This is a genomic window from Anoxybacteroides voinovskiense, assembly GCF_014196205.1.
In the GTDB taxonomy this organism is placed as follows: domain Bacteria; phylum Bacillota; class Bacilli; order Bacillales; family Anoxybacillaceae; genus Anoxybacteroides; species Anoxybacteroides voinovskiense.
Map to the genome: position 1 here is coordinate 17,198 of NZ_JACIDE010000031.1, position 18,087 is coordinate 35,284.

17 protein-coding genes, 12 tRNA genes and 1 rRNA gene are annotated in these 18,087 nt (G+C 44.3%); 27 read left to right on the top strand and 3 right to left on the bottom strand.

The window, feature by feature from the left end; translation table 11 throughout:
• Positions 1 to 50 precede the first annotated feature (50 nt).
• Positions 51 to 1,028 carry a sporulation protein gene (locus GGR02_RS15520; protein WP_183185887.1) on the top strand — a complete coding sequence of 326 codons (978 nt, stop codon included), beginning with the start codon at positions 51 to 53 and terminating at the stop codon, positions 1,026 to 1,028.
• A 94-nt stretch (positions 1,029 to 1,122) separates the two neighbouring features.
• Here the strand turns inward: GGR02_RS15520 and GGR02_RS15525 are convergent, their stop codons facing one another.
• Positions 1,123 to 2,148 carry an undecaprenyldiphospho-muramoylpentapeptide beta-N-acetylglucosaminyltransferase gene (locus tag GGR02_RS15525; RefSeq protein ID WP_221210902.1) on the bottom strand — a complete coding sequence of 342 codons (1,026 nt, stop codon included), beginning with the start codon at positions 2,146 to 2,148 and terminating at the stop codon, positions 1,123 to 1,125.
• 192 nt (positions 2,149 to 2,340) lie between these two features.
• Here GGR02_RS15525 and GGR02_RS15530 point away from each other — a divergent pair, with 192 nt between their 5' ends.
• The 6 genes from GGR02_RS15530 to GGR02_RS15555 all read left to right on the top strand — a co-directional run bounded on the left by GGR02_RS15530 (position 2,341) and on the right by GGR02_RS15555 (position 9,151).
• Positions 2,341 to 3,063 (top strand): polysaccharide deacetylase family protein, encoded by a 723-nt coding sequence (locus GGR02_RS15530; protein WP_183185888.1) that lies wholly within the window; start codon positions 2,341 to 2,343, stop codon positions 3,061 to 3,063.
• Between the two features lie 8 nt (positions 3,064 to 3,071).
• Positions 3,072 to 3,668, top strand: coding sequence for a DedA family protein (locus GGR02_RS15535; RefSeq protein WP_183185889.1), 597 nt, complete (start codon positions 3,072 to 3,074; stop codon positions 3,666 to 3,668).
• A 14-nt stretch (positions 3,669 to 3,682) separates the two neighbouring features.
• Positions 3,683 to 4,819: an MGDG synthase family glycosyltransferase gene (locus GGR02_RS15540; RefSeq protein WP_183185890.1), complete on the top strand. Its 1,137-nt coding sequence runs from the start codon at positions 3,683 to 3,685 to the stop codon at positions 4,817 to 4,819.
• Between the two features lie 144 nt (positions 4,820 to 4,963).
• Positions 4,964 to 6,052 carry a D-alanine--D-alanine ligase gene (locus tag GGR02_RS15545; protein WP_183185891.1) on the top strand — a complete coding sequence of 363 codons (1,089 nt, stop codon included), beginning with the start codon at positions 4,964 to 4,966 and terminating at the stop codon, positions 6,050 to 6,052.
• Positions 6,053 to 6,063: 11 nt separating this feature from the next.
• Positions 6,064 to 7,440 (top strand): UDP-N-acetylmuramoyl-tripeptide--D-alanyl-D-alanine ligase, encoded by a 1,377-nt coding sequence (locus GGR02_RS15550; RefSeq protein ID WP_183185892.1) that lies wholly within the window; start codon positions 6,064 to 6,066, stop codon positions 7,438 to 7,440.
• 334 nt (positions 7,441 to 7,774) lie between these two features.
• The gene (locus GGR02_RS15555; RefSeq protein ID WP_375782324.1) at positions 7,775 to 9,151 is read left to right on the top strand and encodes a DEAD/DEAH box helicase; all 1,377 of its coding nucleotides are present in this window, start codon (positions 7,775 to 7,777) and stop codon (positions 9,149 to 9,151) included.
• Between the two features lie 45 nt (positions 9,152 to 9,196).
• Here the strand turns inward: GGR02_RS15555 and GGR02_RS15560 are convergent, their stop codons facing one another.
• Positions 9,197 to 9,787 (bottom strand): rhomboid family intramembrane serine protease, encoded by a 591-nt coding sequence (locus tag GGR02_RS15560; RefSeq protein WP_183185894.1) that lies wholly within the window; start codon positions 9,785 to 9,787, stop codon positions 9,197 to 9,199.
• A gap of 63 nt (positions 9,788 to 9,850) precedes the next feature.
• On the opposite strand from GGR02_RS15560, the gene acpS reads away from it, so the two are divergent.
• The 6 genes from acpS (at position 9,851) to GGR02_RS15590 (ending at position 15,632) form a co-directional block, all read left to right on the top strand.
• The gene (acpS, locus tag GGR02_RS15565; protein ID WP_183185895.1) at positions 9,851 to 10,207 is read left to right on the top strand and encodes a holo-ACP synthase; all 357 of its coding nucleotides are present in this window, start codon (positions 9,851 to 9,853) and stop codon (positions 10,205 to 10,207) included.
• A 91-nt stretch (positions 10,208 to 10,298) separates the two neighbouring features.
• Positions 10,299 to 11,312 carry a LolA family protein gene (locus GGR02_RS15570; protein WP_183185896.1) on the top strand — a complete coding sequence of 338 codons (1,014 nt, stop codon included), beginning with the start codon at positions 10,299 to 10,301 and terminating at the stop codon, positions 11,310 to 11,312.
• Positions 11,313 to 11,422: 110 nt separating this feature from the next.
• Positions 11,423 to 12,580 carry an alanine racemase gene (gene alr / locus GGR02_RS15575; protein ID WP_183185897.1) on the top strand — a complete coding sequence of 386 codons (1,158 nt, stop codon included), beginning with the start codon at positions 11,423 to 11,425 and terminating at the stop codon, positions 12,578 to 12,580.
• A 124-nt stretch (positions 12,581 to 12,704) separates the two neighbouring features.
• Entirely contained in the window at positions 12,705 to 12,986 is a 282-nt protein-coding gene (locus GGR02_RS15580) for a CopG family ribbon-helix-helix protein (protein WP_027410260.1), read from the top strand.
• Positions 12,987 to 12,990: 4 nt separating this feature from the next.
• On the top strand, positions 12,991 to 13,341 hold the full coding sequence (gene ndoA / locus GGR02_RS15585; RefSeq protein ID WP_003253417.1) for a type II toxin-antitoxin system endoribonuclease NdoA: 351 nt from the start codon (positions 12,991 to 12,993) through the stop codon (positions 13,339 to 13,341).
• Positions 13,342 to 13,469: 128 nt separating this feature from the next.
• Positions 13,470 to 15,632: a Tex family protein gene (locus GGR02_RS15590; RefSeq protein ID WP_306415786.1), complete on the top strand. Its 2,163-nt coding sequence runs from the start codon at positions 13,470 to 13,472 to the stop codon at positions 15,630 to 15,632.
• Between the two features lie 45 nt (positions 15,633 to 15,677).
• Here GGR02_RS15590 and cmpA read toward each other — a convergent pair whose 3' ends face one another.
• Positions 15,678 to 15,791, bottom strand: a complete 114-nt coding sequence (gene cmpA, locus GGR02_RS15595; RefSeq protein ID WP_148660447.1) for a cortex morphogenetic protein CmpA — start codon at positions 15,789 to 15,791, stop codon at positions 15,678 to 15,680.
• Between the two features lie 81 nt (positions 15,792 to 15,872).
• On the opposite strand from cmpA, the gene GGR02_RS15600 reads away from it, so the two are divergent.
• The 14 genes from GGR02_RS15600 to GGR02_RS15665 all read left to right on the top strand — a co-directional run.
• The gene (locus GGR02_RS15600; protein WP_183185899.1) at positions 15,873 to 16,337 is read left to right on the top strand and encodes a SprT family protein; all 465 of its coding nucleotides are present in this window, start codon (positions 15,873 to 15,875) and stop codon (positions 16,335 to 16,337) included.
• Positions 16,338 to 16,624: 287 nt separating this feature from the next.
• Positions 16,625 to 16,699 (top strand) — tRNA-Asn (locus GGR02_RS15605).
• 2 nt (positions 16,700 to 16,701) lie between these two features.
• Positions 16,702 to 16,794, top strand: a tRNA-Ser gene (locus GGR02_RS15610).
• A gap of 16 nt (positions 16,795 to 16,810) precedes the next feature.
• Positions 16,811 to 16,882 (top strand) — tRNA-Glu (locus tag GGR02_RS15615).
• A gap of 51 nt (positions 16,883 to 16,933) precedes the next feature.
• Positions 16,934 to 17,006 (top strand) — tRNA-Val (locus GGR02_RS15620).
• Positions 17,007 to 17,024: 18 nt separating this feature from the next.
• Positions 17,025 to 17,100 (top strand) — tRNA-Asp (locus GGR02_RS15625).
• Between the two features lie 12 nt (positions 17,101 to 17,112).
• A tRNA-Gln gene (locus tag GGR02_RS15630) sits at positions 17,113 to 17,187 on the top strand.
• 5 nt (positions 17,188 to 17,192) lie between these two features.
• Positions 17,193 to 17,265: transfer RNA gene (locus GGR02_RS15635), tRNA-Lys, on the top strand.
• Between the two features lie 5 nt (positions 17,266 to 17,270).
• Positions 17,271 to 17,352 (top strand) — tRNA-Leu (locus GGR02_RS15640).
• 8 nt (positions 17,353 to 17,360) lie between these two features.
• Positions 17,361 to 17,443 (top strand) — tRNA-Leu (locus tag GGR02_RS15645).
• A gap of 57 nt (positions 17,444 to 17,500) precedes the next feature.
• Positions 17,501 to 17,577: transfer RNA gene (locus GGR02_RS15650), tRNA-Arg, on the top strand.
• Between the two features lie 3 nt (positions 17,578 to 17,580).
• Positions 17,581 to 17,657: transfer RNA gene (locus tag GGR02_RS15655), tRNA-Pro, on the top strand.
• 180 nt (positions 17,658 to 17,837) lie between these two features.
• A tRNA-Gly gene (locus GGR02_RS15660) sits at positions 17,838 to 17,911 on the top strand.
• A gap of 78 nt (positions 17,912 to 17,989) precedes the next feature.
• Positions 17,990 to 18,087: ribosomal RNA gene (locus GGR02_RS15665) — 16S ribosomal RNA — on the top strand; the annotation flags it as partial.

The following is an 18,087-nucleotide window of genomic DNA, read 5'->3' on the forward strand; positions in this document are numbered from 1 at the left end:
GTTCGGTCGTAAATAATAAAGAGGAGAAACATACTGTGGAGGGAGCAGCTGTGTTTAAAAAATTTTTGTCCAAGCTAGGAATTGGTTCTGCAAAAATTAACCTTGTTTTGCATCAACCGTATGTGCGCGTTGGTGAAAAAATCGAAGGCGAATTTTTCATTGAAGGAGGGATGACCGAGCAACATATTCGTAAATTAGAGGTCGAGCTTCAGCTCATGGTGCATGCAAATGGCCAGCATTATCGTCAGACGGTTGCGGTCATTCCAGTTGCTTCATCGTTTATCCTTCATTCGGGAGAGCGAAAAGTACTCCCGTTCGTTTATGCGTTACCACTTCATTTGCCAATCACGAGGTACGGGGTAGAGTATGTATTTGTTACGCGGCTTGATATTGCAGACGGGGTCGATGCCGTAGATGAGGATTCTATTCGTATTTTGCCGCCAGTACCGTTAGAAACCGTGTTTTCCGCTTTAGACAAGCTTGGGTTCCGTGAAAAACCAACTTCCGGTAAAATCACACCGTATGGACAAGAGTTTTCCTTTTTTCCGACTAGTGTATTCCGGGGAGTGATCGAAGAAATCGAGTGCCTTGCCTTCCTTGGCGAACAAGGCGTTCGACTACAGCTTGAAGTCGATGTGTTAACAGGGATGTTCGGGCATGGTGAACGGGAATGGAAACGAGAAGTATTTTTTAGCTATGATGAAGTGAACGACGTCGAACGATTGACGCAAAAATGGCACATGCTATTGCAAGAGATCGTACAACAGCCGCAAACACAAACTCATTCGTCCTATATTCCGCACCAGCCGTATGTCCCGCATGACCCAGGCTATTATCCTGTTTATCCTTCCCGTCATCACGGACACGGAATGATGGGAGCGATCGGTGGATTTGCCGCTGGAATGCTCGCTGGCATGGTGGCGGAAGAAATGATCGAGGATGTAGTAGAAGATGCGTTTGATGTCGGCGATCAAGTGGAGGATATGGTAGGCGACTGGTTTGATGGAGATGATATAGATATTTTATAAAAAAGCATTTATCTCATGAAAAATATGGAGCTGACCCACGTATATATGGTTATAAGAAAGGGTGTCCCGTTACTTTTGGGACACCCTCGTATTTTTATTTATTGATTGCTTCTTCGATGAGCATAAGCAACTTATTTAACGCGTCAGTTGCTTCTGATTGCTGCATACGGTGAATGTATTTGTCTTTATTTTGGTATAACGTATAAATGGCGTAGTGCAATGAGTTATTTGTTAGTTCTTCTTCCATCAACACTTTTGCATACCCCGCTTTTTCAAACGAACGGGCGTTTAAAATTTGGTCGCCGCGGCTTGCGCCTTTCGACAATGGGATAAGGAGCATCGGTTTTTTCAATGTCAAAAATTCAAAAATCGAGTTCGAGCCGGCGCGCGATAAGACGATGTCCGCCATCGCCAGCAAATGCGGAAGCTCGTCGTGAACGTATTCGAATTGTTTATATCCTTTTTGATTCGCCAGTTGTGCATCGACATTTCCTTTTCCGCAAATATGGACGATTTGGAAATCAGCAAGGAGCGTTTGCAAATTCGCCCGCAACGCGTCGTTAATGCGTTTTGAGCCGAGGCTTCCGCCCATCACAAGAAGAACAGGCTTGTCGTTTGTAAATTGACAATACGTCCGACCTTTGTCGGCGTCTCCTTGTTTTAGTTCGTCGCGAACAGCAGCGCCGACGTAGATCCCTTTTTCTTTGTTCACATGTTGCAACGTTTCGGGGAACGTGACACACACTTTTGTCGCAAATGGCATCGCAAGTTTATTTGCTAGCCCTGGCGTCATATCGGACTCATGAATAATCGCAGGAACACCGTTTAGCCATGCACCGATAATGACAGGAACAGAAACGAACCCGCCTTTCGAAAACACCACGTCTGGCTTTTCCCGCTTAATGAGCCGGTACGCTTCCCACGTTCCTTTCATTACTTTAAACGGATCTTTAAAGTTATTCCAGTCAAAATAACGGCGCAATTTTCCTGTCGAAATCGGAAAATACGGAACATCGTTTTGCTGTGCAATGAGTTCTCGCTCGATGCCGTGATGGGAACCGATATAACAAACGTTCCAGCCTCGCTCTTTTAGCTTCGGAATGAGCGCTACATTCACCATGACATGTCCGGCCGTACCGCCGCCGGTCAATACAATTTTTTTCAATGTGATCACCTGTCTTTTTATCGATTATAGTACGAATCGTCAAGTTGTTTGAATCTTTTCTTTCCTCGTTCCGTATTGTATTATAGCAAGGAATAACTTAGAAGTGTGTCGAAATGATGAGTATATAGTAAAGAAGAGGTGCATGAGATGAACTGGCTCGCGCTTTTTTTATGTGTCGTTATCGTATATGGAATCATCCCTACAGTTGTGATCCGTAAAACAGGGGCAGGCATTTATCAAAAAGGGAACGTAGCCAAAGCGGTTGCTTTAACGTTTGATGACGGCCCTGATCCATATTACACTCCTCAGCTGCTTGATCTGTTAAAAAAACACGAAATCAAAGCGACTTTTTTTCTTGTTGGCGCGAAGGCAGAAAAGAACCCTCAGCTTGTAAGACGCATTGAGGAAGAAGGACACGATATCGGACTGCATAACTATCGACATACAAGCAATTGGTTTTTATTCCCCCCATTTTTACAACGAGGATTGCAAAAATCAGCAGATGTGATTGAACAAATTACTGGCAAACGTCCGATGTACTACCGACCACCTTGGGGACATTTTAATTTGTGTACGTGGACGGTGCAAACGAAATATATAACAGTAATGTGGACAGCCATTCTCGGAGACTGGAGAGAGAGACTAGGGGTCGCAACACTTGTCCGGCGATTAAAAAAGAGCCTGAAAGACGGGGCGATTATCGTTCTTCATGATAGCGGTGAGACGCTTGGAGCTGACAAAAAAGCGCCAGAACATATGATTCAAGCGCTGCAACAGCTTTTCGAGGACGAAGCAGCGAAAAACGTACAATGGATGACGATTAGTGAAATGATGGCTGCACAAACTAAGAAACAAATTCGAGCGATTTAGGGGGACGTATGGATATTTCGACTGTTTTGTCATATATACAATCGTACGGATATGGGATTATTTTTCTTTTTCTTTTTTTGGGAATTGTTGGCATCCCGGCACCGGAAGAGAGCTTGTTGGTTTTTCTCGGGATGTTAATCTCTCATGACCAACTAGCGTGGGCAAATTGTTTTCTTGTCAGCTGGCTCGGTGCTACAATAGGAATGATGACAGGCTATGGAATGGGGCGGTTTCTTGGTCATCCGTTTATGAAAAAATACGGAAAGTATGTAGGAATCAAGGAAGAAAAGTGGGAACGGGCGAGCAGCTTGTTTCATAAATACGGAAAATGGTTTGTTCTCTTTGGGTTTTATCTTCCAGGGGTAAGGCAAATTTCTCCGTACATGGCAGGGGTGATTCGCTTTCCGTTCCGCTTGTTTTTGCTACTTGCTTCGATAGGTGCTGTATTATGGATTGTGCCGATTACGTTCATCGGAATGTTTTTAAGCCAGCATCTAGATATTCCTATTGCATCGGTCCCGCTTATTGGAGCGGCGCTGTTTCTTCTTTTTCTTGTGGCGGTATGGATTAAGCAACTGGTTGGCAAAAAGCAATTTGAAAATTAAAGGGAGCTATCGTGATGATGAAAGTTCTTGTATTGCCATTGTTTCAAATGAGTTCAGGACACCATAAAGTAGCCGATGCACTCATTGATTTTTTACAAACGAAATTTCCGTTTGTGCATTGCCAAAAGCTTGATTTTTTAAGCTATTGTAATGAATATATTGAAAAATTCGTATCAGACGTATATTTGCGCTGGATTCGCTCTCATCCAGCCTCCTATCATCATATTTACAAAATGCTCATGTATCGAGATGTTCCAAAAATGGACTGGATGCACCTAGAGCCATGGTTGCCGTATTTTGAACATAAAATGAAACGGCTCATCGAAGCGGAAAAGCCGCAGCTTATTATTTGTACCCATTCGTTTCCGTCGCGGATTTTGCAGCGGTTAAAACGAAAAAAGTGGCTAACAACGCCCGTCATTAATGTATATACCGACTTTTTTATGAACGGCGTTTGGGGAAAAAAAGGGATTGATTATCACTTTGTTCCACATCAAGAAGCGAAGGAAGAGCTAATAAAAAAGTACAAAATCACCAAAGAACAAGTCATTGTGACCGGTATTCCGGTACATGAAACGTTTATGACTCGCAAAAGCGGAAGTAGAGGAAGTAAGCAGCGCCTGCATTTATTAATCGCCGGTGGCAACCAAGGGCTAGGGAATATTTCGGATTTCTTCCGAAAAATGAACGGAACGCACCAATTCCGCTATTCGGTGTTATGTGGGCATAATCGGGCGTTGTATGAAGAAATTTTGCGTTGGAAACAGCCGCATATTCGTCCGCTTCCTTATATAGCGAGCATTGACGAGATGAACCGTTTGTATGAAGAAGTTGATGCAATTATTACGAAACCGGGTGGAGTTACTATAAGTGAAGCATTGCATAAACGACTTCCGATATTTACAATCAGCTATTTACCGGGACAGGAACAAATTAATTTACGTTATTTAGAAGAACGAGGGCTTATTTATAATTTGAGCGGACTACGCCATTATGAACAGAAAATTTGGCATGTGTTGCATGATGATATGGAACGAAGCCGTTTTTTTCGGCGGGTTGCCGAATATTTTGCGCAAATCGAACAAACGGCTCAAGAGGCGCTTCAACAAATTGTATGGCAACATAGCGAAACGCACGTATTGTCGCATTAGCACACCGTCTAACGAACTTGTTGGGCGGTGTTTTCCTGTATGAAAGTTGCGAAACAACCTTCATCCGTCATATAAAAGTATCATACGGCGGCAGGAGAAACGTGGTACAATAAAATGGTGGAAAAAAGAAGAGGAGGATTTCTAGTGAAGACGAGAATAGGGGTTTTGTATGGCGGAAAATCGCCTGAACATAAAGTGTCACTGCAAACGGCGATGGCGGTAATGAACGCCATTGACAAAACAAAATTTGATGTCGTGCCGATTTACATTACAACTGAAGGACAATGGGTCAAAGGAGAAAAGCTAACAAGCAGCGTGCAAGATGTGAAAGAGTTGCAAATGACACCGAACGTGAGAGCGATTTTGCCGGTAGCTTTAAATCAAGCTCCGACAGCGGAAGAAACGAATGGACAGACAGAAGACACGATTGACGTCATTTTTCCGCTATTGCACGGACCAAACGGGGAAGACGGTACAGTGCAAGGGTTATTGGAATTGTTAAACATCCCGTATATCGGAAACGGTGTGCTCGCTTCGGCAGCAGGAATGGATAAAGTCATTATGAAAAATTTATTTGCCCAAGCGGGACTTCGCCAAGCAAAATACGTTTCTTTTTTGAAAAAAGAATGGCAACATAACGAAGAAGCTGCTTATGACAAAGTGGAAAGTGAACTTGGCTATCCTTGCTTCGTCAAGCCGGCGAACGCTGGATCAAGCGTTGGGATTAGTAAATGCAAAAAACGCGAAGAGCTGAAGCAGGCATTTATGGACGCATTTCGTTATGATCGAAAAGTGATTGTGGAAGAAGCAATTGTCGGCAGGGAAGTCGAAATTGGCGTCATCGGAAATGACGAGCCGGTTTGTTCTGTCGTCGGGGAAATTGTTCCAAAGAAAGAGTTTTATGATTATGAAGCAAAATATGAAGACGGCAATACAGAGCTTATTATTCCAGCAGATATTACCGATGAGGAGTACAAAACGATTCAGCAAATGGCGATTGCGGCATTTAAAGCGCTTGATCTGTCTGGATTAGTGCGAGCCGACTTTTTCTTAACGAAAGACGGGGTTGTTTACATTAACGAAGTGAATACGATGCCGGGCTTCACACCATTTAGTATGTTCCCTCTGCTTTGGAAGCATAGCGGCGTTTCTTATCCAGAACTGATCGAGAAACTTGTACAGCTTGCGCTCGAGCGCCATCAAGAAAAACAAACGATCACATATACGTTTTAGAAGGTGAAACGATGATAACAAAGACATTACGTACGATTCAAGATATGGTGGACGGCTTTGGACTTCATGAATCGTTTTACGACGTGATGATTACAGGGGTTTCTACCGATACGCGAACGCTGGAACGAGGGAACTTATATATTCCGTTAAAGGGAGCAACATTTAACGGCCATGCGTTTGTCGAAGAAGCGTTTGCGAAAGGAGCTAGTGCGGTGTTATGGTCAGAGGGGGAGGAGAACCAACCAGCGAATGTGCCGCTCATTATGGTCGATGACACACTGCAAGCATTGCAACGACTAGCCCATCGCTACCGAAAGCAGCTGCCTGTGAAAGTGATTGGTATTACCGGAAGCAATGGCAAGACGACAACAAAAGATATGGTATTTTCGCTCTTAGCAACGACATACAAAACGCAAAAAACAGAGGGAAATCTCAACAACCATATTGGTTTGCCGCTGACGCTTCTTCGATTAAAGGAAGACACGGAAATGGCGGTTGTTGAGATGGGAATGAGCGGCTTTGGTGAAATCGAGCGGTTATCGCACATCGCAGAGCCTGATGTCGCAGTCATTACGAATATCGGGGAATCGCATTTGCAAGAGCTAGGGTCACGCGAAGGTATCGCGCGAGCGAAACTCGAAATTCTCTCTGGATTACAGAAAGACGGCGTGTTTGTTTATTACGGTGACGAACCGCTGTTACGAACAAAAATAGAACAGCTTTCCCCTGTCTGTCACACGATTACGTTTGGACAGACAGCAGAAAACAACTACTATCCGCTTTCGATTTCTTTAACAGCGGAAGGAACGACGTTTACAGTGAATGCGGCACGAGAAATAGCTTTTCAGCTTCCGATTTTAGGAAAACATCACGTGCAAAACGCATTAGCAGCAATTGCCGTTGCTCGCGTTTTCGGCATTGAGTGGGAAACGATTCAAAAGGCATTTGCAACGCTACAAATGACGCGCATGCGCACGGAATTAGAAAAGGGGGCAAATGGTGTAACCATTATTAACGACGCATACAACGCCAGCCCGACATCGATGAAAGCAGCGTTACAGTTGCTGTTTGAGTTAACAGGCTACGAGAAAAAAATCGCCGTATTAGGGGATATGCTAGAACTTGGGGAGCAAGAAGTGGAATTTCATCGGCAAATTGGAGAAATGCTCACACCAGAAAGCGTCGATTACGTATGGACGTACGGAAAGCTTGCGCGTGAAATAGCTCTTGCTGCGCAGCCTGCTTTTCCACACGGACGAGTGAGAGCATACGATGATAAACAAGCATTAGCAACCGACTTGCGTTCGCTCGTAACGGAAAAAGATGTCGTTTTATTCAAGGGATCGCGAGGAATGAAACTCGAAGAAATCATCCGGTCGTTACAATAAGAAGGGGATTCCCCTTCTTTTTTCATAGCGGTGATGAGGAATGATATGCAATGATTGGTTCTAAAGAAAAACAGCTGCTGTTTTTGCCTTCTTCCCGTCACCATGTGTGCCACGAACCGGATTGCCAGACATTATTTCGTCACGTCGAGGCATTTTTAAAGGAAAATTTTTGAAGTTGGTATTTATTGCAAACGAGGCATAGAAATGGTATGATAGAAAAACATAATGTCAAGGCCCTTTCTTCCATAATGGGCAGAACGGTTTTGAACAGTAAGTAAAAGGAGTAGGAATAACATTGACAACATTTCATGAATTAGGATTAAGTAATGACGTAATGAAGGCGATTAGTCGAATGGGGTTTGAAGAAACAACTCCAATCCAGGCGGAAACGATTCCGCTTAGCTTGCAAAATAAAGATGTGATCGGACAGGCGCAAACAGGAACAGGGAAAACAGCGGCATTTGGCATTCCGCTTGTTGAAAAAATTGACACAAAACAAGACGCCGTTCAAGGGCTTGTTGTGGCACCGACTCGCGAACTAGCCATTCAAGTATCAGAGGAACTATATAAAATCGGTGCTGTCAAGCGGGTGCGTGTGCTACCGATCTACGGCGGACAAGATATTGAGCGGCAAATTCGCGCGTTGAAAAAGCGGCCGCACATTATTGTCGGAACGCCTGGCCGGATTATTGACCACATTAACCGAAAAACACTTCGGTTAGAGCATGTGCACACCGTTGTATTAGATGAAGCAGACGAAATGCTCAACATGGGCTTTGTGGAAGATATCGAAGCGATTTTAAGCAACGTACCGACCGAACGGCAAACGCTGCTCTTCTCGGCGACGATGCCAGAGCCGATTCGTCGCATTGCGGAGCGGTTTATGAACAATCCGCATCTTGTCAAAGTGAAAGCAAAAGAAATGACCGTTCCAAACATTGAGCAATATTACTTAGAAGTACAAGAAAAGAAAAAATTCGATATTTTAACGCGCTTGCTTGATATTCAAGCACCAGAACTAGCAATTGTGTTCGGGCGAACGAAACGGCGCGTCGATGAACTGGCGGAGGCGCTCAACTTGCGCGGATATGCCGCAGAAGGCATTCATGGCGATTTAAGCCAAGCGAAACGCTTGTCGGTACTCCGTAAATTCAAAGAAGGGTCGATTGAAATTTTAGTTGCAACCGATGTAGCAGCGCGCGGTCTAGATATTTCTGGAGTTACGCACGTGTATAATTTTGATATTCCTCAAGACCCAGAAAGCTACGTTCACCGTATCGGCCGAACAGGACGGGCTGGGAAAACAGGTGTGGCGATGACGTTTGTTACCCCACGGGAAATTGGTCAGTTGCACAATATTGAACGGACGACGAAGCGGAAAATGGAGCGGATGAAACCGCCAACGCTCGATGAAGCGTTGGAAGGACAACAACGTCTCGCCATTGAAAAGCTAGTGTCCATTGTCGAAACGGAAAACTTATCCTTTTATAAACGGGCAGCGGAAGAATTATTGGAAGAACATGACTCTGTTTCGCTTGTTGCAGCATGTATTAAGATGTTAACGAAAGAGCCGGACACAACCCCAGTGAAATTGACGGAAGAACCACCGCTTCCGGCGAAAAAAGAGAAAAAGCGCGTCAATCGGAAAAGCGGGCAATCGACAGAAGCGGCTCGCAACCGTCAACCGAAAAAACGGCGCGTAGCGCGATAAAAACGATGCGTTTCGCATCGTTTTTTCCATTTTTTTATAGGAGCGTCAGTTCAGACGAACGGCGACAAACGGTGCTAAAATCGCTCCGCTGAAAAAACCGAATAGGTGCGCAATTGTATTCATATGCGGGAAAGTGAACGTCATGGCGAACCCAGCGACAAGTGCACTAAAGATAATTCGCGCCTCCTCACGATTGACCAACTGCCGATGGAAAAGTGCGAGGTAACTGTAAACGCCTAGTATCCCAAATATTGCCCCTGAAGCTCCGAGATGGCTATATATGATCGGAGCGAAACAAAAGGTGGCGACATTCGCTAATATTCCACTTCCAATATAGGTTACAAGAAACAGCTTTTTTCCGATCATCTTTTCTAACATTGGTCCAAAAAGCAACAAGGAAAAGGAATTGGCGACAACATGTCCGAATTGAACATGCAAAAAAAGGGAAGTCGCAAGTCGCCAATACTCTCCTTCAGCAATTGCGGCATTGAATCCGACGAACGTATCGAGAAAACGATCGGCTAATGGATGGGGAATGGTAGCGAATAAAAAAGCGAGAATGTGCACCGCGACGATGGTAGAAACGATTGGATACGAGCGAACAAACGTCAGCGGTGATTCTGTGCGAATAAACATCGTATCGCTCCTTTGATAGCTTGGTTATAAAAATATATGCAAAAAAAGGGAGGGTAGAAGCGTATGATTGTCGGAATCGGCATTGATATCATCGAATTAGCGCGAATCGAGAAATTCATTGAAAAGGAAAAATTTATTGCCCGCATTTTAACAGAACGAGAAAAAACGCTATTTGTTCGCTTGTCTGGACGACGAAAAGTCGAATTTTTAGCTGGAAGGTTTGCGGCAAAAGAGGCCTATGCGAAAGCACTCGGGACAGGAATCGGAAAAGAAGTATCGTTTCAAGACATTGAAGTGATAAACGATGAGTATGGGAAACCGATTATTGTATCGTCCACCGAACATCAAGTGCATGTCTCTATTTCCCACAGCCGTGAGTATGCCGTTGCCCAAGTAATTATTGAACGCTTGTCATGCTAGTCTGCATATTCACCCAAGCTGTCTCATATATTGATAGTGCAAAAAAGGAGCGCGTCTCCTAACGCTCATATGAGGCAAAGGGGTTGAAAACATGAGGAAAAACTTGTTTCGCGTATTGTTAGGCATCATGTTGCTTATCGCATTAGCTGGATGCGGGACAAAATCACAAGGCGATGTCATCAAAGCACTCGATGAAAAAATGAACGACCTTACTAGCTATCAAGCGAAGGCGAAGCTGACGCTGAAAACGGGAACAGAGCCGCAAGTATATGACGTCGAGATTTGGTATAAAGAGCCGGCGTATTACCGTGTAAGCTTGAAAAACGCAGAAAAAGATCAAAGCCAAATGATTTTACGCAACGACGAGGGAGTGTTTGTCATTACCCCTGCGTTGAACAAAACGTTCCGTTTCCAAAGCGATTGGCCTAAAAACAGTAGCCAAGCGTATTTGTATGAATCGCTCATCAAAGACATTTTAAGCGACAAAAAAGCAAATTTTAAAGCGACAAAAGACTATTACGTCTTCGAAACAAAAACAAACTACCCAAACAGCAAAATTATTCCACGCCAAGAAATTAAATTAAGCAAAAAAGATTTATCACCAGTATCTGTAAAAGTGATGGATACCGATATGAACGCTTTATTAACCGTTCAATTTTCCAAAGTAGAATTTAATAAAAAATTTGACAAAGATGCGTTTGATACGACGAAAAATATGACAGGTGCCCGTCTCGAAATTCCAACAATGGCAAAACCAAAAAACGAGGCATTAGAAGTGATGTATCCAGTCAACTTACCAGAAGGGGTTGAACAAATCGACGAAAAAGAAGTAGCGACAGAAAACGGAAAACGGATGATTATGACGTTCGGTGGGAAAAAAGCGTTTACGCTCGTGCAAGAAACAGCACGTGTGCTTCCAGCATCTAATACAGCTGTACTAGTCAACGGCGAACCTGTCGATTTAGGGTTTGCGGTCGGAGCATTGACCGATCATTCGCTTACTTGGACGTACAAAGGGATTGAGTTTATGATTGCTTCCAATGATTTGACACGAGAAGAAATGGTGATGATTGCCCGTTCTGTGCAAGGGAAAGCAGTGAAATAGCAACGTTCGTGCAGGCTCTTTCGGTGAGCCTGTTTTCTTTTTGGTTGACATCCCTTCACTGACCGATAATAATTTTTTTATAACTACGGGGAGAAGGAAGGGTTGACACCATGTTTCACCGAGATACTTGGGCAGAAGTGGATTTGGATGCGATTTTTCATAACGTTGCTTCTTTGCGAGCGTTTTTACCGAAAGAAACGGCTATTATGGCAGTCGTGAAGGCGAATGCGTATGGCCATGGCGATGCGCAAGTCGCCAAAACAGCTTTAGAGGCTGGAGCATCGCATTTGGCAGTTGCTTTTTTAGACGAAGCACTTGCACTGCGGCAAAAAGGCATCCATGCGCCGATTCTTGTTTTAGGGGCAACCCGACCAGAAGATATTGATTTAGCCGCTCAAAAACAAATCGCACTCACTGTCTTCCAACAAGAATGGCTAGAGAAAGCGAAGCAGCACCACCAGAGCGGCTTACCGGTATCGTTTCATTTGAAGCTGGATACAGGGATGGGGAGATTAGGCGTAAAAGAAGAAGCAGAGACGAAGCGCATCGTGGCGATGATGGACGATCACCCGCATTTTTTGTTTGAAGGAGTGTATACTCACTTTGCGACAGCCGATGAAATTGATACGGATTATTTTTCTTTTCAATATGAAACTTTTTTGCGCATGCTCGAATGGCTACCGTATCGGCCAAAATGGGTTCATTGCGGAAATAGTGCAACAAGTCTACGATTTCCGAATAAAGTGTTCAATATCGTCCGCTTTGGGATTGCGATGTACGGGCTATCTCCGTCACTTGCCATGAAATCGTATTTACCGTTTACATTAAAGGAAGCGTTTTCCCTTCATAGCCGTGTTGTTCACGTAAAACGTCTGTTGCCTGGAGAGAAAGTAAGCTACGGTGCCACATATACAGCAGAACAAGAAGAATGGGTAGGGACGGTTCCGATTGGTTATGCGGACGGCTGGATTCGAAAACTTCAGAACTTTCGTGTATTAGTAAACGGGGAAAAGGTACCGATTATTGGGCGAATTTGCATGGATCAACTAATGGTTCGCCTGCCATCATACGTACCAATAGGAACAAAAGTGACCCTTATCGGTCAACAAGGGGAGGAAAAAATTACGATAGATGAGGTGGCGCAATATTTAGACACCATCAACTACGAAATCCCTTGTACGATAAGTTACCGCGTGCCTCGTATTTTTTTGCGAAACAAGAGTATAATGGAAATGAGAAATGCTGTTTTAGATGGCAATAATGTATAAATAAACATTTTTTTCAGACGATAACGGATAGAAGAGAAGGAAATTAACTTTGCAGCGCCTTCATTTAGTGGTATTATAAAATGGGAGCGATTAATTGGCTGCAGTTTCGTGGAGGTGTATGTTCGTGTCTGAATCTAGCGCAACAACGGAAATCGTCGTTCGCTTGCCCCAAGCGCTGTTAACTGAATTGGATGGCCTTGTCAAACAAGAGAACGGTAATCGCAATGAACTCATTTACCAAGCGACAAAAATGTATATTCGCGAACGGAAGAAACGGCAAATTCGCGAGGCGATGAGACGCGGTTACATGGAAATGGCGAAAATCAATTTATCCATTGCATCGGAAGCATTTTTAGCAGAATATGAGGCCGACCACACCGTTGAACGTTTAGTTAGCGGGGGGTAATGCTTTGATTGTCAAACGTGGCGACGTTTATTTTGCGGATCTTTCCCCTGTCGTTGGCTCAGAACAAGGAGGCGTTCGTCCGGTATTAGTCATTCAAAATGACATCGGAAATCGGTTTAGCCCGACGGTCATTGTGGCGGCGATTACAGCCCAAATCCAAAAAGCGAAGCTGCCGACGCATGTCGAAATTGATGCAAAACGCTACGGGTTTGAGCGCGATTCCGTCATTCTTTTAGAGCAAATTCGGACGATTGACAAACAGCGGCTAACGGATAAAATTACTCACTTAGACGATGAAATGATGGATAAAGTAGACGAAGCACTGCAAATTAGTTTAGGACTTATCGACTTTTAATCAGCAAAGGGCAGGTCGCGTCCGATCTGTCCACTGAATATAGGGTTGTTAGAGAATAGCTACACCATTGTAGCTATTTTTATTTTTTGGTAAAATGACGATTATTACATAGTTGGAGGTTAATGAGTTTGGAAAAAAGAGAAGCGCTAATTCACCTTATCGCCAGCGAACTAAAGTTTTCCACGAAACAAGTAAACGCTGTTATTTCGCTCTTTGAAGAAGGAAATACCGTTCCATTTATTGCGCGCTATCGAAAAGAATTAACTGGTGCATTAGACGAAGTACAAATTCGCGATGTGCTTGAAAGATGGCATTATTTACAGCAGCTCGAACAGCGGAAAGAAGAAGTAATCCGCCTTATCAATGAGCAAGGGAAACTGACAGAAGAGTTGAAGCAAGCGATTGAAAAGGCGACGAAACTGCAGCAAGTTGAAGATTTATACCGCCCGTACAAGCAAAAACGACGGACGAAAGCAACCATTGCGAAAGAGAAAGGGTTAGAGCCGTTAGCAGAATGGCTTCTTTCTTTTCCGATGGCTCCACTCCCGAAAGAGAAAGCGAACGAATTTGTTGATGTTGAAAAAGGGGTAGAAACAGACGAAGAAGCGTTGCAAGGCGCAAAAGATATTATTGCAGAGCGCATTTCAGACGATGCCACCATTCGACAATGGGTTCGCGCGCAAACGTGGAAAAAAGGCATTGTGGTCGCAAATGGGAAAGACATAGAAAAAGACGAAAAGAACGTATACGAAATGTATTACAACTACGAAGAACCAGTGCATAAAATCGTCCCTCATCGAATTTTAGCGCTTAATCGCGGCGAAAAAGAAGATGTGTTGCGTGTGTCGATTCAAGCACCGGTTGAAGACATTATTCATTACATAAAAACGAACGTCATTGGCAATGAACAATCTCCAGCTGCACCGTTTGTCGCAGATGCAATTGAAGATAGCTATAAACGATTAATCGAACCATCGATTGAGCGGGATATTCGCAATGAGCTAACCGAAAAAGCAGAAGAGCGAGCCATTCATATTTTTGCTGAAAATTTACGGAATTTATTATTGCAGCCCCCGCTAAAAGGAAAAATTGTGCTCGGAGTCGACCCTGCGTATCGCACAGGTTGCAAGCTGGCGGTCGTTGATGAAACAGGGAAACTTCTGAAAATTGACGTTATTTATCCACATCCGCCACAAGCGAAGCGAGAAGAAGCGGAACAAAAATTAGTTCGTCTCCTTCAAGAATATGGGGTGCAAATGATTGCGATTGGCAATGGCACCGCCTCACGCGAAACAGAGCAATTTGTCGCCGATACACTCCGGAAGCTTAACCGAGAAATTTTTTATCTTATTGTGAACGAAGCAGGCGCAAGCGTCTATTCGGCTTCCGATTTAGCGCGCCAAGAGTTTCCGGATCTACAAGTCGAGGAACGAAGCGCTGTTTCCATCGCTCGCCGTGTCCAAGACCCGCTGGCAGAGCTAGTTAAAATTGACCCGAAATCAGTTGGGGTCGGCCAATATCAACATGACGTTTCGCAAAAAAAATTAGAAGAATCGCTACGGTTTATTGTCGAAACAGTAGTAAACCAAGTCGGTGTCAATGTGAACACCGCCTCTGTTTCATTGCTGCAATACGTATCAGGGCTAACTAAAACGGTAGCAGAAAACATTGTCAAACGAAGAGAAGAACAAGGGAAGTTTAAAAATCGCAACGAGTTAAAAGCCATTCCGCGACTTGGGGCAAAAACGTACGAACAGTGTATCGGCTTCTTACGCATTATGGATGGAGAAGAACCGCTTGATCGAACCCCAATCCATCCTGAACGATACGAGGAAGTAAAAAAGTTGTTACAACAAATGGGGTTTACGACAGAAAACATTGGAAGCAACGAGTTGCGCGAAGCATTGCAACAATTGCCGCTACGAGAAACAGCCGAGGGGCTGGGTATCGGGGAATTAACGTTAAAAGATATCGTTGATGCGTTAATTCGTCCAGAACGTGACCCACGGGATGAACTACCGAAACCGTTGTTGCGAAAAGACATCTTAAAAATGGAAGATTTGCAAAAAGGGATGGAACTTGAAGGAACAGTACGCAACGTCGTTGATTTTGGTGCGTTTGTTGATATCGGTGTCAAACAAGACGGTCTTGTCCACATTTCCAAATTGAGTAAACAATATGTTCGCCACCCGTTAGATATCGTATCAGTAGGAGAGGTCGTCAAAGTGTGGGTCGACAGTGTTGATGTCGCCAAAGGAAGAATATCTTTATCTATGCTTCCTCCAGAATAACGAAAAGCGGAGGCGACTGGTTGCTTCACACAAAAAGCACTGCTTTTACGAGCAGTGCTTTTTATAGTAAAAAAACCAGCATTGATTTAGTAATTTAATTTGATAGCGATTTTTTTCGAAATAAGCCCGCCGCATCTGATTTTTTAACCAAGTTGGCATTCACGTACCCTCCATTTCGAAAAGGTAGTATATAATGTATGTATCGAATAGCTGTCCTGTGTCAGAAAAGGTGGAAAAAGCATGGAACAAAATGAATTACAACAACTAGTAGAAACAATATCATGGCAGTTTTTCCAAAAGCCGTTTCGCCATCAAGCAATATTTAATTCGCGTCTGCGCACAACAGGCGGGCGATATTTATTACGCTCACATAACATCGAAATTAATCCGAAACATTACGAGGCGTTCGGTAAGGAAGAACTTATTTCGATTATTAAGCACGAACTGTGTCATTACCATCTTCATTTAGAAGGAAAAGGATATCGGCATCGAGATCGTGATTTTCGGGAACTGTTACAGAAAGTAAACGCCCCTCGTTATTGTCGGCCACTGCCGAATAGAAAAAAATCAGTTCAATCGGTATATACATATATTTGTGTGCGATGCAGCTTCGTTTATCAAAGAAAAAGAAAAGTGAATACAACTCGTTACGTTTGCGGAAAATGTAAAGGGACGTTAAAAATAATGGAATCGAAAATTTTTTAAAAATGTATTGACACTTACCAAATAGATGTGTTAAATTATAAAAGCCGTCGTTGAACGGCAGCGAAAAAATAAAAAATAGTTGACAATTCAATAATCCCTCACTATAATTAAAAACAGTCAGGATATAACAAATCAAATTCCGCAATAGCTCAGCGACGAGCAACGCATCAGTGAACATGCTGCGAATTGCCTCGACGCATTCACCATCCTCGAAACGGCTAGTAGAGGAAGAGGCAGTAGGAATGAATTGGAAAAGCGGTTGTGTATCAGGTTGTTCCTATATTTATTCCGCAATAGCTCAGCGGTAGAGCAACCGGCTGTTAACCGGTAGGTCGTAGGTTCGAATCCTACTTGCGGAGCCATTGGAGAAGTACCCAAGTGGCTGAAGGGGACGGTTTGCTAAACCGTTAGGTCGTGGTTTCGCGGCGCGCGGGTTCAAATCCCGCCTTCTCCGCCACGTTGTGATATATTTTGGCCCGTTGGTCAAGTGGTTAAGACACCGCCCTTTCACGGCGGTAACACGGGTTCGAATCCCGTACGGGTCATCAAAGTTGTGGGGGGATGGAAAATTACCGTCTCCCATTTTATTCGGCTATGGAGGATTAGCTCAGCTGGGAGAGCACTTGCCTTACAAGCAAGGGGTCGGCGGTTCGATCCCGTCATCCTCCATTGCTTCTGGATGTATAAGGTCCCGTAGTGTAGTGGTTAACATGCCTGCCTGTCACGCAGGAGATCGCGGGTTCGAGTCCCGTCGGGACCGCCATATATAAATTGTTGGGGTATAGCCAAGCGGTAAGGCAACGGACTTTGACTCCGTGATGCGTTGGTTCGAATCCAGCTACCCCAGCCATGAATGAGCCATTAGCTCAGCAGGTAGAGCATCTGACTTTTAATCAGAGGGTCGGAGGTTCGAGTCCTCCATGGCTCACTTTTGCGGGTGTGGCGGAATTGGCAGACGCACCAGACTTAGGATCTGGCGCCTCACGGCGTGGGGGTTCAAGTCCCTCCACCCGCATAAATTACGCGGTCGTGGCGGAATGGCAGACGCGCTAGGTTGAGGGCCTAGTGGGGGCAACCCCGTGGAGGTTCAAGTCCTCTCGGCCGCATTAAAATACTTGCACTCAAAAAGAGTGTGTGGTAGAATAAAAAATGCTGTTGTTTTTGCGCTCGTAGCTCAATTGGATAGAGCATCTGACTACGGATCAGAAGGTTAGGGGTTCGAATCCTCTCGAGCGCGCCATCTCGGGAAGTAGCTCAGCTTGGTAGAGCACATGGTTTGGGACCATGGGGTCGCAGGTTCGAATCCTGTCTTCCCGACCATCCCCTATAAAATCGCGCAACACGCGGGTGTAGTTTAGTGGTAAAACCTCAGCCACGAGCGATGCATCCGTGAAAAAGCGGCGAGTTGCCTCGACGCATCCATCATCTTCGAATCAGCTAGTAGAGGAAGAGGCATTGAAGGGGCGTAGCAGAAATACGGGTAACAAAAGTGTTCAATATGCGGGTGTAGTTTAGTGGTAAAACCTCAGCCTTCCAAGCTGATGTCGTGGGTTCGATTCCCATCACCCGCTCCAAAAATGTTCTTTGAAAACTGAACAAAACGAAGCGTCCTCGTGAATGAACGAGTAAAGTATGAGTTTGGAACAAAACTTTCTATGGAGAGTTTGATCCTGGCTCAGGACGAACGCTGGCGGCGTGCCTAATACATGCAAGTCGAGCGGACCGAAAAGAAGCTTGCTTCGATTCGGTT

Coding starts and splice junctions, on each gene's coding strand:
- GGR02_RS15525 (WP_221210902.1), bottom strand. CDS start 2,148: ATGGTGAATGTAGCGCTCATTCCGAAGCTAAAAGAGCGAGGCTGGAAC.
- GGR02_RS15530 (WP_183185888.1), top strand. CDS start 2,341: ATGAACTGGCTCGCGCTTTTTTTATGTGTCGTTATCGTATATGGAATC.
- GGR02_RS15535 (WP_183185889.1), top strand. CDS start 3,072: ATGGATATTTCGACTGTTTTGTCATATATACAATCGTACGGATATGGG.
- GGR02_RS15540 (WP_183185890.1), top strand. CDS start 3,683: ATGATGAAAGTTCTTGTATTGCCATTGTTTCAAATGAGTTCAGGACAC.
- GGR02_RS15550 (WP_183185892.1), top strand. CDS start 6,064: ATGATAACAAAGACATTACGTACGATTCAAGATATGGTGGACGGCTTT.
- GGR02_RS15555 (WP_375782324.1), top strand. CDS start 7,775: ATGAAGGCGATTAGTCGAATGGGGTTTGAAGAAACAACTCCAATCCAG.
- GGR02_RS15560 (WP_183185894.1), bottom strand. CDS start 9,787: ATGTTTATTCGCACAGAATCACCGCTGACGTTTGTTCGCTCGTATCCA.
- acpS (WP_183185895.1), top strand. CDS start 9,851: ATGATTGTCGGAATCGGCATTGATATCATCGAATTAGCGCGAATCGAG.
- GGR02_RS15570 (WP_183185896.1), top strand. CDS start 10,299: ATGAGGAAAAACTTGTTTCGCGTATTGTTAGGCATCATGTTGCTTATC.
- alr (WP_183185897.1), top strand. CDS start 11,423: ATGTTTCACCGAGATACTTGGGCAGAAGTGGATTTGGATGCGATTTTT.
- cmpA (WP_148660447.1), bottom strand. CDS start 15,791: ATGCCAACTTGGTTAAAAAATCAGATGCGGCGGGCTTATTTCGAAAAA.
- GGR02_RS15600 (WP_183185899.1), top strand. CDS start 15,873: ATGGAACAAAATGAATTACAACAACTAGTAGAAACAATATCATGGCAG.